This is a genomic window from Salinivibrio sp. KP-1 (assembly GCF_000968645.1).
Lineage (GTDB): Bacteria > Pseudomonadota > Gammaproteobacteria > Enterobacterales > Vibrionaceae > Salinivibrio > Salinivibrio siamensis.
Window position 1 is genome coordinate 89,103 of record NZ_LAQR01000036.1, and the last position, 15,936, is coordinate 105,038.

15 protein-coding genes are annotated in these 15,936 nt (G+C 51.5%); 7 read left to right on the plus strand and 8 right to left on the minus strand.

The features are described 5' to 3' along the window. Nucleotide 1 precedes the first annotated feature (1 nt). Genes WN56_RS09155 through rfaD form a run of 4 tightly spaced genes read right to left on the minus strand, consistent with a single transcriptional unit; the run spans nucleotide 2 to nucleotide 4,301 of the window. Nucleotides 2-1,312 carry an O-antigen ligase gene (locus tag WN56_RS09155; protein ID WP_046074704.1) on the minus strand — a complete coding sequence of 437 codons (1,311 nt, stop codon included), beginning with the start codon at nucleotides 1,310-1,312 and terminating at the stop codon, nucleotides 2-4. Continuing rightward, nucleotides 1,309-2,334 carry a lipopolysaccharide heptosyltransferase II gene (gene waaF / locus WN56_RS09160; protein WP_046074705.1) on the minus strand — a complete coding sequence of 342 codons (1,026 nt, stop codon included), beginning with the start codon at nucleotides 2,332-2,334 and terminating at the stop codon, nucleotides 1,309-1,311. Before waaF ends, WN56_RS09155 begins: the two co-directional genes overlap by 4 nt. Then, nucleotides 2,331-3,311, minus strand: a complete 981-nt coding sequence (gene lpxM, locus WN56_RS09165) for a lauroyl-Kdo(2)-lipid IV(A) myristoyltransferase (RefSeq protein WP_046074706.1) — start codon at nucleotides 3,309-3,311, stop codon at nucleotides 2,331-2,333. The genes waaF and lpxM overlap by 4 nt, the downstream gene beginning before the upstream one ends. 45 nt (nucleotides 3,312-3,356) lie before the next feature. Further along, nucleotides 3,357-4,301, minus strand: a complete 945-nt coding sequence (gene rfaD / locus WN56_RS09170; RefSeq protein WP_046074707.1) for an ADP-glyceromanno-heptose 6-epimerase — start codon at nucleotides 4,299-4,301, stop codon at nucleotides 3,357-3,359. Nucleotides 4,302-4,404: 103 nt separating this feature from the next. Here rfaD and WN56_RS09175 point away from each other — a divergent pair, with 103 nt between their 5' ends. From WN56_RS09175 to tdh, 3 genes are all read left to right on the plus strand, one after another. Continuing rightward, the gene (locus tag WN56_RS09175; protein ID WP_046074708.1) at nucleotides 4,405-5,073 is read left to right on the plus strand and encodes a TetR/AcrR family transcriptional regulator; all 669 of its coding nucleotides are present in this window, start codon (nucleotides 4,405-4,407) and stop codon (nucleotides 5,071-5,073) included. A 193-nt stretch (nucleotides 5,074-5,266) separates the two neighbouring features. Beyond that, nucleotides 5,267-6,463: a glycine C-acetyltransferase gene (locus tag WN56_RS09180; protein WP_046074709.1), complete on the plus strand. Its 1,197-nt coding sequence runs from the start codon at nucleotides 5,267-5,269 to the stop codon at nucleotides 6,461-6,463. 19 nt (nucleotides 6,464-6,482) lie between these two features. Further along, on the plus strand, nucleotides 6,483-7,511 hold the full coding sequence (gene tdh, locus WN56_RS09185; RefSeq protein WP_108744014.1) for an L-threonine 3-dehydrogenase: 1,029 nt from the start codon (nucleotides 6,483-6,485) through the stop codon (nucleotides 7,509-7,511). 84 nt (nucleotides 7,512-7,595) lie between these two features. On the opposite strand, the gene WN56_RS09190 is transcribed toward tdh, so the two are convergent. Together WN56_RS09190 and gpmM are read right to left on the minus strand one after the other, a co-directional pair. Further along, nucleotides 7,596-8,729 (minus strand): peptidoglycan DD-metalloendopeptidase family protein, encoded by a 1,134-nt coding sequence (locus tag WN56_RS09190; RefSeq protein WP_046074711.1) that lies wholly within the window; start codon nucleotides 8,727-8,729, stop codon nucleotides 7,596-7,598. A gap of 7 nt (nucleotides 8,730-8,736) precedes the next feature. Beyond that, entirely contained in the window at nucleotides 8,737-10,275 is a 1,539-nt protein-coding gene (gpmM, locus tag WN56_RS09195; RefSeq protein ID WP_046074712.1) for a 2,3-bisphosphoglycerate-independent phosphoglycerate mutase, read from the minus strand. Nucleotides 10,276-10,753: 478 nt separating this feature from the next. On the opposite strand from gpmM, the gene WN56_RS09205 reads away from it, so the two are divergent. The 4 genes from WN56_RS09205 to cysE all read left to right on the plus strand — a co-directional run bounded on the left by WN56_RS09205 (nucleotide 10,754) and on the right by cysE (nucleotide 13,771). After that, the gene (locus tag WN56_RS09205) at nucleotides 10,754-11,215 is read left to right on the plus strand and encodes a rhodanese-like domain-containing protein (RefSeq protein WP_046074714.1); all 462 of its coding nucleotides are present in this window, start codon (nucleotides 10,754-10,756) and stop codon (nucleotides 11,213-11,215) included. A gap of 97 nt (nucleotides 11,216-11,312) precedes the next feature. Continuing rightward, on the plus strand, nucleotides 11,313-11,792 hold the full coding sequence (gene secB, locus WN56_RS09210; RefSeq protein ID WP_046074715.1) for a protein-export chaperone SecB: 480 nt from the start codon (nucleotides 11,313-11,315) through the stop codon (nucleotides 11,790-11,792). Nucleotides 11,793-11,801: 9 nt separating this feature from the next. Continuing rightward, nucleotides 11,802-12,821 (plus strand): NAD(P)H-dependent glycerol-3-phosphate dehydrogenase, encoded by a 1,020-nt coding sequence (gpsA, locus tag WN56_RS09215; RefSeq protein ID WP_046074716.1) that lies wholly within the window; start codon nucleotides 11,802-11,804, stop codon nucleotides 12,819-12,821. Between the two features lie 116 nt (nucleotides 12,822-12,937). Then, the gene (gene cysE / locus WN56_RS09220; RefSeq protein ID WP_231637427.1) at nucleotides 12,938-13,771 is read left to right on the plus strand and encodes a serine O-acetyltransferase; all 834 of its coding nucleotides are present in this window, start codon (nucleotides 12,938-12,940) and stop codon (nucleotides 13,769-13,771) included. 114 nt (nucleotides 13,772-13,885) lie between these two features. Here the strand turns inward: cysE and pfkA are convergent, their stop codons facing one another. Both pfkA and fieF read right to left on the minus strand, forming a co-directional pair. Next, nucleotides 13,886-14,848: a 6-phosphofructokinase gene (pfkA, locus tag WN56_RS09225; protein ID WP_046074718.1), complete on the minus strand. Its 963-nt coding sequence runs from the start codon at nucleotides 14,846-14,848 to the stop codon at nucleotides 13,886-13,888. Nucleotides 14,849-15,034: 186 nt separating this feature from the next. Continuing rightward, on the minus strand, nucleotides 15,035-15,925 hold the full coding sequence (gene fieF, locus WN56_RS09230; RefSeq protein ID WP_046074719.1) for a CDF family cation-efflux transporter FieF: 891 nt from the start codon (nucleotides 15,923-15,925) through the stop codon (nucleotides 15,035-15,037). Nucleotides 15,926-15,936 lie beyond the last annotated feature (11 nt).

Sequence of the window (15,936 nt, forward strand, 5' to 3'; positions counted from 1 at the left end):
ATCAGTCTTCACCCTGTGTATTGTTTTTTGTGCTAGCCAGTGAGTAAAAGCAGCCCGATATTATGACAAAGGCAAACACGCCAAGGCTTCGGCTGTTAAAGGTTTCGAAGGCATTAATGGTTAGCCAGTAGATAAAAAAGGCGATGCAGAAGAATGCTAGTGCTTTGTTGTTGTCGGCACCATCACGATAGGTAAAGCAACGCCTAGCAAGTTGGAAGTAGGTAAATAAAATCAATGCAAAGCCTGCCAAGCCATAGGCGACCAGAGTTTCTACATGGTTGCTATGTAAGTGCGATAGGTTGCTATACATAGGCACCGTTTTTTTCAGCTCTGAGAGTTTCTCGGAAGAAGAGATAACATACCCAATCCCGTTTTCACCCAAACCGACTAAAGCGGTGTTTTGAAAGACATCCCAAGCGGCTAACCATGAGTTGAGCCTGACACCAACACTGGTCATCGGGATGTTATCAAGGTTGCCTTGGACCACGCTCGAAATAACCGCGCTCTCTTTTAACGCGCGGTTTTGAATATAGTCAGATTGGCTGATTGCAAATAGAGTGACGCAGACAAACGCATAGCCAAGGAGTAACTTTGTCTTCCCTTTAATGAGCCCAACCATAAACATCAGCGCCGGCGTTAATGCGATGACGATCGCCAGGGCAAGCCAGACTTGTCGTGATTGGCTGACCAGTGTCAGAGCAAGTCCCAAGCTGGCTGAAAGTGCAAAAAAAGTACGCGTCGTCCAGCGGCTTTTGTCGACGAGACAAAAGCTAAACGCCGAAATAATCGCGATCACACCGCCCAACATCGAGGTGTACTGCGCATTCTTTAAACCAAAGTCCACGCGGTGTGTGTGGAGCAGTTTATGAATTTGGTTTGCAAAGTCGCTTTGTGTGTAACAGGCGATAAACACGCCCAAGACAAAGCAAGCAGCGAGCGTGATCACAGCGTCCTTACGCCCTTGTAAGGCGAGGCCAATGGGGACGAGCAAAAACAGTTTTGCTAACCGGTCGACATGTGGGTAGCTATTGGCAATGTCAGGAATATGCATCAAGCTGTTTGCCCAGCTCAGGCATTGGACGATAATCACCCCAAAAAATGCCCAGACAATGGGGTCTTTCTTAAGCTGTGGCCAATGGGTATAAAGCAAGGGCAGGCTCAATAGCAAAAAGCCTGCACGAAAGACTTCTCCCGCGTCAGGAAATGCGATCGCACACAAGGCATAACCAAAAAGGAAAAAGCGGGTAATTTGGTAATACAACTGATGACTCAGGTAACGAGAACTGGATGATGCCATGCTGATACTGCTCACTTTAGAATCCTTTTTACAACTCGGCTCGGGGCGAGATCGTTTAAACATTTTAAGTGCCCTAGGGGACATTCGCGCTGGAAGCAAGGACGGCACTCGATATCCGTGTGCACAATATCGACCTTACTGGTCAGCGGCGGGGTGTAATCGGGGGATGTTGAGCCGTAGATGGCTATCACTTGGCAGTTGACTGCCGCGGCGATGTGCATCAACCCCGAGTCATTGCTGACCACGGTTTGACACGCGCCTAAAAGGTCGACGGCTTCGATTAAGTTAGTTTTGCCTGCCAATACATGAATATTAGGCGCATGCTCTGCGAGAGCGGCAATTTTTTCACAGGTTTCAACATCTTTCGCCGAGCCAAAAAGCCAAATTTGGTAGCCTTGTTGATGCGCTTGGCGTGCGACCTCAGCATAGTGCTGTTCTGGCCACTTTTTGGCGGGCCCGAACTCGGCCCCCGGGCATAAACCAATCACAGGTTTGTCTTGGTTTAATCCCAGTTTGGCGATGACAGCCACTTGGGCGTCTGGATCGATGTCTAGCGCCGGCTTAGGGAGGTTGTCGAGCCCACCCAGCGAGGCAGAGCTTTGCATCTCGGTGCGCGGGTGAGCGAGGGCAACATAACGCTCAACCATGTATTGAAACGCTTTCTTGTTGGGACGCAGGTCGTTGAGCAAGCCATAACGCATTTCACCTTTCCAACCTGTACGCGTCGGGATCCCTGCAAACCACGGGATCAGTGCGGATTTTGCGGAATTAGGTAACACGTAGGCGCGATCATAACCGTGTTTTGCTAAGCGTTTCCCCAGTTGGTAACGTTTACCAAGTGCCAATTCGCCATGGCCGAGTGGCATTTCAATGCTGCGATTAACCTCGGGCATGCGCGCGAGAATCGGCGCGCACCAAGCGGGCGCCATCACATCAATCTTGGCATCCGGGTGCTGTTGCTTGAGGGTTTTATACAAAGACTGCGACATCACCATATCGCCGACCCATGATGGGCCAATGATTAATACGCTGGTCATGATGCCCGTTTCCTCTTTGCTTCTTGGTAGATATTACGGCCGTCCTCGCGGGTACGAAGTAGCTGCAAGATCCACATGTATTGATCCAGCTGACCGTCGAGCATGGTTTCTATTTGTTGGTTCATCATGCGTGCGTCGGTGCGACTGTCTCCCGTTGGGAAGTCGTTAAACGCAGGGTGAACCTCGATGACGAACCGACCCGTCTGGGCATCAAAGCCTGACAGCACAGGGACAATATGCGAGCGGGTGACTTTGCTTAACTTGCCTAGACTCGGCAAGGTCGCTTTGGTGGTGGCAAAAAACGGCACGAACTCGCTGCTCTCATCTCGCATATCTTCGTCGGGCAAGTAATATCCCAAAAATCCGCGCTTAACTGCACGGATAAAGGGCTTAATCCCTGCTTCGCGCTCATAACAGTTACCGCCATATTGTACGCGTTGGCGATGCATCAGCCAGTCTAGTAGCGGGTTTTTTTGTCGTTTTGAGAATGCCGCCACGGGGAGCCCTTGCGAGGCAAATAAAATCGCGGCTGCATCGATGGCCCAAGTATGGGGCACAAAGAGGATCACCGCTTCGTCGTTATCAGTGTGCCGAGTGATATGTTCCATGCCTGTCACATCACAGTGGTGTTGAAACCACTGGCGACTGCGCAAGGTGATCAGCGGAAAGCTCAGCAAAAAAGCCCCTGCGGTGGTTAAGGTGTCGACTAATATGGCTTCGCGTGCTTGCGCGGATTTCTCGGGAAAGCAGGCTTCCAAATTAAGCCAGGCGTTAAGGATCGTGCCTTTTTTCTTTTTAACCAGTTTGCGCGCCACCCATTGTGCGAAGCGATGCTTACCGCGCGCCGGCACCAGAAGGCTGAAAGGCATTGCGATGAGTAGCATCAGCCACGTGCCCCAGTATTTAGGCGCTAAGTAAGCACGCGAGAACTCTGGGTTATACGCGTGCGCGTCGTAGTCGTGTCGCTGTTTTGTCATTGCTCTTTCTCGCGTCCCACTATCAAGGGGGACGAATTGCTTTTATTAGCGATTGATTTCGGCTAGGTAAGCGGCGACACCTTCAGCCACGGTCTTAAAGGAGGCGGTGTATCCCGCTTCACGTACCTTGGTCAGATCGGCTTGTGTGTACGCTTGGTAGCGACCTTTTAGGTGTTCGGGGAAGGGGATCTCTTCAATCTCTCCTTGACCGTGGAAATCAATCACCGCATTGGCAACCGCACTAAAAGGCTCGGCGCGGCCGGTACCACAGTTGTAGATTCCGCTGATCTGTTGCTGCCAGAACCAAATATTCATTGCGCAGACATCACCGACATAGACAAAGTCACGCTTGAAGGTATCACTGCCCTCAAAAAGTTTGGGGTTCTCGCCTTTTAGAATTTGTTGATTGAGGTGATAAGCCACTGACGCCATGCTGCCTTTGTGCTGTTCGCGCGGACCATACACATTAAAATAACGGAAGCCAGTAATCGGTGGCAGAGTCTCGCCATGGGCCTTGGCATCTTCTTTCACACGACGGACATAGTTGTCGAACTGCTGCTTGGAATACCCATAGACATTCAGCGCGCCTTCATACTCTGGCGCTTCAATGAAGTTACTGTCGCGGCCGCCATAGGTGGCTGCTGACGAGGCGTAGAGAAAGGGGATATCGCGGTCAATACAATAATGCAACAGTTCTTTCGAGTACTCGTAGTTGTTGAGCATCATGTATTTGCCGTCCCACTCTGTGGTCGCTGAGCAAGCGCCTTGGTGGAAAATAGCTTCGATCGGGCCGAAGTTCTCTCCGGCCATGATTTGGGTAAGAAAATCTTCCTTATCCATATAGTCCGCGATGTCGAGGTCAACCAGGTTAACGAATTTGGTGCCGTCTTTGAGGTTATCGACCACCACGATGTCACGGTAGCCTTGCTCGTTCAGTGCTTTTACTAAGTTGCTGCCAATCATGCCAGCACCACCAGTCACAAAAATCATATCGTTACCTAATTCATCTCTATCTGACGACAGACCCCGTCGCCATCACTGTTGACTGTGATAGTATGGTCAAGCATCAACCGGGCAGAGGACTGAACCATACATGAAAACCCGAGACCGAATTATCCATGCTGCACTGGCTTTATTCAATCAACATGGTGAACCGAATATCACCACCAACCATATCGCAGCAGAACTCGGGATTAGCCCGGGCAACCTTTACTATCACTTCCGTAATAAAGAAGCGATTATACACAGTATATTCGACCAATACGCGCAAGATCTTGCCCTTGCCTTTGATCCTAGTCAGCCTCGTGATGATACCCAAGCCTTGCTGCAGCATTACTTGGACGCGACCTTTAGCTTGATGTGGCGTTATCGGTTTTTTTACGCCAATTTGCCGGACATTTTGCGTCGTGACGAAGCACTGCAACAAAAATATCTTGGGGCGCAGCAACAGCTACAAACCAACTTGATGACCATTTTGCATCATTACCGTCAAGCCGGTTGGCTGAGTCTCAATGACAGTGCTTTGTCTGCGGTCGGAGAAACGCTTAAGCAAGTGGCGTCGAGCTGGATTTTTTATCAAAGTGCACAAGCTCCCCAAACGCAAATTCATGCAGGGGTGATCTACAAAGGTATTTTGCAGATGCTGGCATTGTTACATCCTCTGACATCGGCACAGGGACAAATGGCCATCACTGCGTTAATAGACCACTACGAGCAGCAGTTAGTTCGCCAAGACTCACGCTCGCTGGACACATTGAACTGAGCTATCTCTCTAGGCGGTGGTGGCATTGCGCGATATTCGCCCAGTTTGTCAGTGATTACACGATATGAATCACTGTCTCGCGCCCCTTATTGGCACAAAACGCGCGAACGTGCCATGATAGCAAGCATTCATTCGTCGTACACAATGTGTGCGGCGGCCTTCCCAAAGTAATCATCACAGCACGGAGATTGCGATGACGGCTGCCTTCTACCAGCAAATCCGTCATCAGCTTGAGCAAGTTAAAGCTGATGGCTTGTACAAAAGTGAACGCCTTATTACCTCACCACAAGCGGCCAGTGTGGCCGTCAATCATGAACAGCAGGTATTGAACTTTTGCGCCAATAACTATTTGGGGCTCGCTAACCATCCTGAGTTGGTGGACGCTGCCAAAGCAGGCATGGATGAGCACGGCTTTGGTATGGCGTCGGTACGGTTTATTTGTGGGACGCAAGATGCGCACAAAACCCTGGAAGCCAAGTTATCTGACTTTCTCGGGATGGAAGATACCATCCTGTATTCCTCATGCTTTGACGCCAATGCGGGATTATTCGAAACCATTCTCGGCCCAGACGATGCCATTATTTCTGATGCGCTAAACCATGCGTCGATTATCGATGGCGTGCGCTTATGTAAAGCCAAGCGTTTCCGTTATGCCAACAACGATATGGACGAGTTGGAAGCCCAGCTAAAAGCGGCGAAAGCGGCCGGTGTGGCGAATATCTTGATTGTGACTGATGGTGTCTTCTCGATGGACGGCGTGGTAGCGAATTTGCCGGCTGTGTGCGATCTGGCGGAGCAATATGGTGCGTTGGTGATGGTGGATGACTCTCACGCGGTCGGCTTTATGGGCCAGAACGGTCGAGGCACCCACGAATATCATCAAGTGATGGATCGTGTCGACATCATCACTGGTACCTTGGGCAAAGCAATGGGCGGTGCTTCAGGAGGCTACACCTCAGGGAAAAAAGAGGTGATTGATTGGTTGCGTCAACGTTCGCGCCCTTACCTTTTCTCCAACTCGCTGGCACCGGCGATTGTATCTGCCTCTATTCGCGTACTGGATATGCTGGCCGAAAGTGATCACTTGCGTGAGCAGCTTTGGGACAACAGCCAACACTTCCGTGCACGCATGACGGAAGCGGGCTTTACCTTAGCGGGCGCTGATCATGCCATTATTCCCGTGATGCTGGGTGATGCTAAAGTGGCCAGTGAGTTTGCCGAGCGGATGATGGAAGAGGGTGTCTATGTGGTGGGCTTCTCCTACCCAGTGGTGCCCAAAGGGCAAGCACGTATTCGTACCCAGATGTCAGCCGCGCATACGCGTGAGCAACTGGACCGTGCCATTGATGCCTTCATCAAAGTGGGCAAAGAGATGAAATTGATTGGGTAATGTCATGACACAAACAACCATGAAAGCCTTGGCCAAACTCAAGGCGGAGCCCGGCATTTGGATGACGGAGGCCGAGCTTCCTGAGCTGGGGCATAACGATCTGCTGATCAAAATTCGTAAAACGGCCATCTGTGGCACCGATGTGCATATTTATAAGTGGGACGAGTGGTCACAAAATACCATCCCTGTTCCTATGGTGGTCGGCCATGAATATGTCGGTGAAGTCGTCGGCATTGGTCAAGAAGTGCGTGGCTTTTCACTGGGGGACCGTGTCTCTGGTGAGGGCCATATCACCTGTGGGCACTGCCGGAACTGCCGTGGCGGTCGTACCCATCTATGTCGTAATACCGTCGGGGTGGGGGTCAATCGCGAAGGGGCGTTTGCCGAGTATTTGGTAATCCCTGCGTATAATGCGTTCAAAATCCCCGATGAGATTTCGGATGATTTAGCCTCGATTTTTGACCCGTTTGGCAACGCCGTCCACACCGCGCTCTCGTTTGATTTGGTGGGCGAGGATGTGCTGATCACCGGTGCAGGTCCGATTGGGATCATGGCCGCTGCGGTGGCGCGCCATGTCGGGGCGCGTCATGTGGTGATCACCGATGTGAACGAGTATCGCCTCGAGCTTGCCCGCAAAATGGGGGTGACCCGTGCGGTCAATGTCGCCAATACCTCGCTGGAATCAGTGATGGAAGAGCTGGGGATGAGTGAAGGCTTTGATGTTGGCCTCGAAATGTCTGGTGTGCCGGCGGCGTTTAATAGCATGCTGACGGCCATGAATCACGGTGGCAACATAGCGCTTCTTGGGATCCCACCCAGTGATATGGGGATTGATTGGAACCAAGTGATTTTTAAAGGCTTGGTGATCAAAGGTATCTATGGCCGTGAGATGTTCGAAACCTGGTACAAGATGGCGTCGTTAATCCAATCAGGGTTGGATTTAACCCCGATCATCACCCATCACTACAGCGTGGATGACTTTCAACAAGGCTTTGATGTGATGTGCTCAGGCCAATCAGGCAAGGTGATCCTCGATTGGCAGAGCTAAATACCACGATTGCCGCGTCCATGTTGAACCATGGCGATGGGCTCTGTTAGATGACAAACGCGCCCGCCGATGAGGTGGGCGTGTTTAATCCAGCCAAGGCACGGGGTTGGTGGTGTTGCCTTTACGGCGAATTTCGAAATACAGAGAAGGGGTGGATTGTCCACCACTGTCGCCGACCAAGGCGATAGCTTCCCCGGCAGTGACCGTATCGCCTACGTCTTTTAGCAAAGCTTGGTTGTAGCCATATAAGGTCATGTCCCCTTTGCCATGGTCAACGGCAATCAATAACCCATAGCCGCGTAGCCAGCTAGAAAGCACGACTTTACCCGCATGCGCCGCTTTGACCTCGGTACCGCGTTTGGCCCCAATTACGATACCATTCCACGAGACTTCACCTGACTGACGCTCACCAAAACGGTGGAGCAGCTTCCCTTGGGTGGGCCAGTGAAGTTTGCCTTTGGCTTTTCCAATGCCCGCCATTTTTACTTGTGCACGGCGCGCCGCCGCAGCAATTTGCTCTTGCAGCCGTTGCTTGTTTGTCTTGAGCTCAGCTAAATAAGCATTGTCGCTGGCAATTTTGGCCCGGATTTTTTTCGCGGTCTGGCTTTGCGAGGCTTGCTCCCGCTCCAGTGCTTGTTTTTTCTCGGTTAACTCTGCCACCAAGCTAGCCTGCTTATCACGTTGTTGTTTGAGCTGGTGGGCCGTGAGTTGATAATCGGTGCGAGTCGCAGCTAATGATTCGATCGCCTCCTGCATGGTGCTTGCAAGCACTTCAGCATACTTCGTGAGTCGGTCGAGCTTGGTGGGTGACTCTTGGCTAAGTAGGCGTTTTAGCTGATCATGCTCGCCTTGGCGATATTGGGCGTCGATCAATTCGGCTAACTGTGCCTGCTGGGCAATCATCTCTTGTTTGAGTCGCGCTTGCTTTTTGCTTAGGCGCGTGATTTGAGCATCAGTCTGCTGCAGGGTTTGCTGAGCTTGGCGCGTTTTTTTAGACAGGGTATCAATGCGTTTCGACTGTGCTTTTAGATCGCTTTGTAACGCATTGAGCTTTTTATTGTGCGCCGCCAATTGCGATTGCTGGCGGGCAATTTCATCGCTCACTCCCTCTAGCTCAGAGTTGGCATTGGCTGAGCCAATCAACAGGCAGAGAAAAACGCCAGTGCATAATGCACTGGCGCGGAGGGTTTGGCTTAAGCGTGTTCGTTTCTCCCGCATAGGGGGATTATTTCAGATCGAACAGTGGCTTGCCAGTCATCTCTTCAGGAATCTCCATACCGGTTAATGCCAGCATAGTCGGTGCCAGGTCAGAGAGCTTACCGCCTTCTTTCAAGCTTACCGGCTGACTGCCCACATACATCAGCGGGACAGGCAGGTTGGTGTGTGCCGTATACGCACCGCCGGTCTCTTCGTTGACCATCATCTCAGCGTTACCGTGGTCGGCGGTGATCAGCATCTGACCATCCACTTCTTTGATGGCTTCCAAGACACGGCCGATGCAGTGATCGACGGCTTCGCAGGCCTGTACTGCAGCGTCATACACCCCAGTGTGGCCAACCATGTCGCCGTTTGGATAGTTACAGATGATCATATCGAACTTACCAGACTTAATCGCATCAACGAGCTTGTCGGTCAGCTCTTCTGAACTCATTTCTGGTTGTAGATCATAGGTAGCCACTTTTGGTGAGGCGACCAAGGCACGCTCTTCGCCTTCAAACACGGTCTCGATACCGCCGTTGAAGAAGAAAGTCACGTGTGCGTACTTCTCGGTTTCAGAGATACGCAGCTGAGTTTTACCATTTTTTGATAGCCATTCGCCAAGCGTGTTGGAGAGGCTTTCAGGTGGGAAGGCCACCGTGGTATCGATGTCAGCGGCGTATTCCGTCAGCATCACAAAGTCAGACAGTTCCGCGTATTTTTTACGCGCAAAGCCATCAAAATCCGGCATAAAAGCGCGCGTCATTTGACGAGCACGGTCGGCACGGAAATTCATGAAAACAACCGCATCGCCATCGTTAATGGTCGCTTTGTTGTCCCCGTCACGGTAAATTTCTGTTGGGGCGACAAATTCATCATTTTCTTCACGTGCGTAAGCCGCTTCCAAGCCTTCTACAGCGCTGGTCGCAGTGAATTCGCCTTGCGCTTGGGTGAGCAAATCATAAGCGCGCTCGACACGGTCCCAGTTGTTGTCACGGTCCATGGCGTAGTAGCGACCAACCAGTGATGCGGTACGGCCTTTACCCAGCTTTTCAAACAGGGCATCGAAGCGCTCTAGCGATGCTTTTGCACTGCGTGGCGGCGTATCACGGCCATCCAGGAAGCAGTGTAGATAAATCTGATCGGCACCGCGCTCTGCGGCCAGTTCAACCATGGCGGCAATATGATCTTCATGGCTGTGTACACCGCCAGGCGACATCAGACCCATAATATGCACGGCTTTGCCTTTATCGACGGCTTTATCAACGGCGGCCGTCAGTGCTGGGGTTTGGTTAAACTCACCGTCCGCAATGGATTTGCCAATACGGGTCAAGTCTTGGTAAACCACGCGACCTGCGCCGATGTTGACATGGCCAACTTCTGAGTTACCCATTTGCCCATCAGGCAGACCCACATCGAAACCGGACGCTGAAATCAGTGTGCTGTTCTCGGCCATGAGGCTGTCGATCACAGGGGTGTTGGCGTTGGTAATCGCGTTATCGCTTTGTGGGTCGCGATAACCCCAGCCATCGAGAATCACCAGTGCAAGTGGTTTTTTCGCAGACATGTTACGTCCTCTTAATTCAAGCAAAAGACTGACATTGGATGCCAATGACATTGGATGTCATGGAGCAACCACTGAGGCATGGAGCCAGATGCATGGCTAGCTTCAGGGCTCAGTGTGTGCGTAATTTTACAACATTTTACGGGCTGATATGTAGGCTAAGATCAATTATCCCAGCTGACAAGTTAACCAGCAAGCCTTGGTTCACTTGCCTTCGAACCTTGACTCCCCTCATTATGGCGAAGATCGCCGCTGTGCGCGAATGGCTTGGCTCGATTTCTGCGATTGATGAAACCTTCTTTCTTTTCAAGTTATTGAGCGGAAGGTGAAAACGCGGGGACGTGCGTATGAGTGAGCAAACGCGCGATTTCGTCTCGGCAGGCTGTAAAACCATGGCGAGCAGGTTATACTCGACACCATTTTCACCCCTTGATGGACTCTCGCCCTCGGCGAGACAAGCAAGCAGTATAGAGCAAAGGTTATGCAGGAATATATTGATTTTGTCTCCAATAACATGATTCTCACCCTTGTCTGGGTAGGCTTGGCGGCCGCTTTACTGATGTCGCTGATTAAACAAAAAACGGCTGCCTATAAAGTGGTAGGCCCTAATGACGCGGCGATCCTTAACAACCGAGAAAATGGGGTATTCGTCGACATTCGTGGCCATGATGATTTTCGCGCCGGCCACATCACGGGGGCGATTAATGTGTTGCCGAGTGAAATCAAATCACAGTCGTTTGGTGAGCTTGAAAAACACAAAAATGACCCCATCATTGTGGTATGCAAAACCGGTCAAACGGCGGCAGACAGTGCTAATCAACTGGCAAAAGCAGGCTTCGAGTCCGTTTATATTCTTAAAGACGGTTTGACCTCTTGGAACGATGCCAAAATGCCGCTGGTCCGTGCCAAAAGCGGTAAGGGCAAGAGCAAAAAGAAAAAGTGATCCTTCACTCAATTCTCGAGCGACCGCATGACGCGGTGGCTCGCATTTTTTAATGTGCCAGGCGCATTTGCAATTTTTTAAATAAGGACGAACCATCATGGCTGAAGCCGAAAACAACCAACAAGCCGAGCAAAATTTTGCCATTCAACGCGTTTTTCTCAAGGACGTGTCTTTTGAAGCGCCAAACTCGCCAGAAGTGTTCCAACAAGATTGGGCGCCAGACGTTAACCTTGATTTGGACACGCAAAGCCGCGAGTTGGGTGAAGGCATCTATGAAGTGATCTTGCGTTTGACCGTGACGGTGAAAAACCAAGAAAGTAATGCCTTCCTTTGTGAAGTGCAGCAAGGTGGTATTTTCTCTGTGTCAGGCATGGAATCGCCTCAATTGGCACATTGCCTGGGCGCTTTCTGTCCTAACATTCTCTTCCCTTATGCGCGTGAAACGATTTCGAGCTTGGTCGTTAAAGGGACCTTCCCGCAACTGAACCTGGCACCGGTTAACTTTGATGCCTTGTTCATGAACTACCTGCAGCAGCAGGCGGGCGAAACATCTAGCGAAGAAGACGCGCAAGCGTAAGGTGTGATGATGACAGATCTTGCTCCCACTCAAGATGCGGCCATTACGGTACTGGGCGCCGGCTCTTACGGGACGGCGCTGGCAATCTCGTTGGCCAGAAATGGTGCCAACGTGGTGTTATGGGGGCACGATCCGAGTCATATCGCACAGCTGGAAATTGATCGCGCTAACCAAGCGTTTCTTCCCGATGTGGCGTTTCCAGACTCATTAGTGCTCTGTGCGGATCTATCTGTTGCGGTTAATGCCAGTCGCGATTTGCTTGTGGTCGTCCCCAGCCATGTATTTGGTGATGTGCTGAGCCAAGTGCGCCCTCACTTACGGGCCGACTCTCGTGTGTGTTGGGCGACTAAAGGCTTAGAGCCGGAAACTGGTCGTCTATTGCAAGACGTGGCACGTGAACAATTAAGCGACGATATACCGCTCGCGGTGTTATCGGGGCCTACGTTTGCTAAAGAACTTGCCGCGGGCATGCCTACCGCGATTTCGGTGGCCTCGCCTGACGCAGAGTTCGTGAGTGATTTACAAGAAATCATTCATTGCCAACATAGCTTCCGTGTGTATGGCAATCATGATTTTATCGGCATGCAACTTGGCGGCGCGGTGAAAAATGTGATTGCCATTGGCGCAGGGATTTCCGATGGCATTGGCTTTGGCGCCAACGCACGGACGGCCTTGATCACGCGGGGCTTGGCGGAAATGACCCGGCTAGGTGAAGCGCTGGGTGCGTCCCGTGATACCTTTATGGGGATGGCGGGTTTGGGAGATTTGGTGCTGACGTGCACCGATAACCAGTCGCGTAACCGTCGCTTTGGCCTGGCATTAGGCCAAGGTGAGGATGTGCAAGGTGCCCAAGACAACATTGGCCAAGTGGTCGAGGGGTATCGCAACACCAAAGAAGTATGGGCACTGGCCCAGCGCTCGGGCGTCGAGATGCCTATTGTGGAGCAGATTTATCAAGTGCTCTATCAAGGTAAATTGGCCCATCATGCCGCGCGCGATTTGCTGGCACGAGACAAGAAGTCCGAATAACAGCAAAAATCGAAGAGAGTAACGCGCGGGGTGAGAACCGCGCGTTTTTTTTATACACTGGCGTGAGGCGGTGTTGTCGCCTGAGTGGTAGATCATTTGGGATAAGGATGAAGGCAGTGAATCAGGCCAAAAAACAATGCCAACAAGATCGTGTCTGGCAAGCAGTGAAAAAAGAAGCGCGTGAGCATTCAGAGCGTGAGCCGATGTTGGCGAGTTTTTACCATGCCACCATTATTAAGCACGACAATTTAGCCAGTGCGCTTAGCTATATTCTCGCCAACAAGCTTTCCACCCCCTCGATGCCCTCAATGGCGGTGCGAGAGGTGATAGAAGAAGTGTATGCCAATGATGCTTGCGTGGCGGAATCAGCCGCGTGCGATATTTGTGCCACCGTTGAACGTGATCCTGCCGTTGAGCTGTATTCAACGCCACTTTTGTACCTAAAGGGCTTTCATGCATTACAAGGTTTTCGGGTTGCGAACTGGCTATGGCGTCAAGGACGAAAAGAACTCGCGACCTATCTGCAAAACCAAATCTCGGTGACCAGTCAAGTGGATGTTCATCCCGCTGCCTGTATAGGTCGTGGCATTATGTTTGACCATGCAACGGGTATCGTGATCGGTGAAACGGCCGTTATCGAGGACAATGTGTCTATTCTGCAAGATGTGACTTTGGGCGGGACAGGCAAAGAGGGCGGCGATCGCCATCCGAAGATCCGCACTGGTGTGATGATTGGTGCAGGGGCGAAAATACTGGGTAATATTGATATCGGTGAAGGCGCGAAAATTGGCTCCTGCTCTGTGGTGCTTAACCCTGTTCCACCTCACACCACGGTGGCAGGCGTGCCGGCCAAGATTGTGGGTCGACCCAGCTCGCACATGCCATCGCTGGATATGGATCAAGAATTTAATGGCTCGCACAAGACATTTATCTCGGGAGATGGGATCTAATGCGGCTTGCACAAGCGCGGCTTGCATAAGTGCGGCTTGCACCCAAGCTATCTCAGAATAAAAAACGGAGCCGTGGGCTCCGTTTTTAGCAATAGATGAAAGCTTGGCCGCGAGTTAGAACAGTTTTTCGGCAACTTCGTACAAGTCGTCGCGGAATGGGCGCTTCATGTTTTCAATCGCGTCAACGATGTCATGATGCACCATTTTGTCATTCTGAATACCGACACAACGGCCACCTTCACCTTGTTGCAGAAGGTCAACGGCGTAAGCGCCCATGCGCGAGGCAAGAATGCGGTCAAAGGCACCGGGTTGGCCGCCACGTTGAATATGGCCAAGAATGGTCGCGCGTGTTTCGCGGCCGGTTTCGCTCTCGATGAACTTCGCGAGTTCATTGGCGTCGGTCATCAGCTCCGTGATCGCGATGATCGCGTGCTTCTTACCTTTGTAGATGCCTTCTTTCACTTTGGCGAGTAGCTTGTCTTTATCCAGCCCAATCTCTGGGGTAATAATGTATTCACAGCCACCAGCAATCGACGCCATCAGGGTCAGATCGCCGCAATGACGGCCCATGACTTCAACAATAGAGATACGCTGGTGAGAAGACGAGGTGTCGCGCAGGCGGTCAATGGCGTCAATCACCGTGTTCATCGCCGTCATATAGCCGATGGTGTAGTCCGTCCCCGCAACATCATTATCAATGGTGCCCGGCAGGCCAATACAGGGGTAACCCATTTCGGTCAGTTTCTTTGCCCCCATGAATGAGCCGTCACCACCAATGACGACCAAGGCGTCGATGCCGTGCATTTTCAGGTTCTGAATCGCTTGCTCACGCACTTTTTCGTCGGCAAATTCAGGAAAACGCGCTGAACCTAGGAAGGTGCCGCCGCGGTTAATCACGTCAGAAACGCTTGTGCGATTGAGGCGCTCAATGCGGTTTTGATGCAGGCCGAGAAAACCATCATAAATACCATATACTTCTAAGCCTTCGCTGAGCGCGCTGCGAACCACACCGCGAATCGCTGCGTTCATACCTGGCGCATCACCGCCACTGGTCAAAACACCAATTTTTCTAACCATGGTTACCCTCTAACTGTTCGTCACTTAATTCGTGCCGATTGCGGTAATGGCAACCTGCTTGCCCCAGTGAACCCGCAATGACGATCGCTTAAACTGTAATTTTCCTACTTCTGTAATAGTATTACAATTGCTATAGAAAAAAAGTTGATACATGTCAGCCCGATGAGCTTTTGTTCATGCCGCCCTTCACGCTTTTGCCTCCTTTGGCACCACGGATTTGGGGTCTTGATGGATGATCACATCTGCCCCAGGAAAGGCGACGAGCAATCTATCTTCCACTTCATCGGCAATAGTATGTGCATCCACTAAGGGTAGCTCGTCATCAAGCTCTATGTGTAATTGGATAAACTTTGTCATGCCCGCCTGACGAGTGCGCAGTTGATGAATGCCATGCACCCCTACCACTGAGCTCGAGAGCACCGCTATTTTTTCTTGCTCTTCAAGCGGTAACTGCCTATCGAGCAGTGATTGGATGGCCTCGTAAGCCATTTTAAGTGCTTGCGATAAAATAAACAGGCTGATGGCAATCGCAAACCAGGCATCGGCCTGTGTCCAGCCGTACCAACTCAGTCCAAGGGCAATAATGATCGCGACATTCATTAACAAATCAGATTGATAGTGAAGGGCATCGGCGGCGATGGCGGGACTGGCGGTTTTGCGGATCACCCATTTTTGAAACAGCACCAAGCCGAAGGTGATCACGGTAGCGCCGACGCTGACCATAATGCCAAGTTCAGGGGCGGCAATCGGTACGGGCTTGAACAAACGTTCGAGTCCACTGAGCAGCAAGAAGGAGGCGGAGCCAATAATGAAGGTGGATTGCGCCAAGGCGGCCAATGATTCCGCTTTACCATGACCAAAGCTGTGTTCACTGTCCGCGGGCTGAACCGCGTAGCGCACCACGAGTAAGTTGGTGAGCGAGGCGAGCAAATCGAGCAATGAGTCAACAAACGAGGCCAGCACACTGACCGAGCCGGTGAGCCACCACGCGATGAGTTTGGCTAATAGGAGGAGGGTCGCCACACAGGTGGCTGCCCACGCCGCGGCTTCGACCCAAAAGGCATACTTTTTTGTCATACAGAGGGCAG

Bases quoted from the DNA above. Each gene is read 5' to 3' on its own strand.
- WN56_RS09190 (WP_046074711.1), bottom strand. From the start codon at position 8,729: ATGCGGGAGAAACGAACACGCTTAAGCCAAACCCTCCGCGCCAGTGCA.
- pfkA (WP_046074718.1), bottom strand. From the start codon at position 14,848: ATGGTTAGAAAAATTGGTGTTTTGACCAGTGGCGGTGATGCGCCAGGT.
- WN56_RS09205 (WP_046074714.1), top strand. From the start codon at position 10,754: ATGCAGGAATATATTGATTTTGTCTCCAATAACATGATTCTCACCCTT.
- WN56_RS09175 (WP_046074708.1), top strand. From the start codon at position 4,405: ATGAAAACCCGAGACCGAATTATCCATGCTGCACTGGCTTTATTCAAT.
- waaF (WP_046074705.1), bottom strand. From the start codon at position 2,334: ATGACCAGCGTATTAATCATTGGCCCATCATGGGTCGGCGATATGGTG.
- lpxM (WP_046074706.1), bottom strand. From the start codon at position 3,311: ATGACAAAACAGCGACACGACTACGACGCGCACGCGTATAACCCAGAG.
- WN56_RS09180 (WP_046074709.1), top strand. From the start codon at position 5,267: ATGACGGCTGCCTTCTACCAGCAAATCCGTCATCAGCTTGAGCAAGTT.
- tdh (WP_108744014.1), top strand. From the start codon at position 6,483: ATGAAAGCCTTGGCCAAACTCAAGGCGGAGCCCGGCATTTGGATGACG.
- gpsA (WP_046074716.1), top strand. From the start codon at position 11,802: ATGACAGATCTTGCTCCCACTCAAGATGCGGCCATTACGGTACTGGGC.
- gpmM (WP_046074712.1), bottom strand. From the start codon at position 10,275: ATGTCTGCGAAAAAACCACTTGCACTGGTGATTCTCGATGGCTGGGGT.
- fieF (WP_046074719.1), bottom strand. From the start codon at position 15,925: ATGACAAAAAAGTATGCCTTTTGGGTCGAAGCCGCGGCGTGGGCAGCC.
- secB (WP_046074715.1), top strand. From the start codon at position 11,313: ATGGCTGAAGCCGAAAACAACCAACAAGCCGAGCAAAATTTTGCCATT.
- rfaD (WP_046074707.1), bottom strand. From the start codon at position 4,301: ATGATTTTTGTGACTGGTGGTGCTGGCATGATTGGCAGCAACTTAGTA.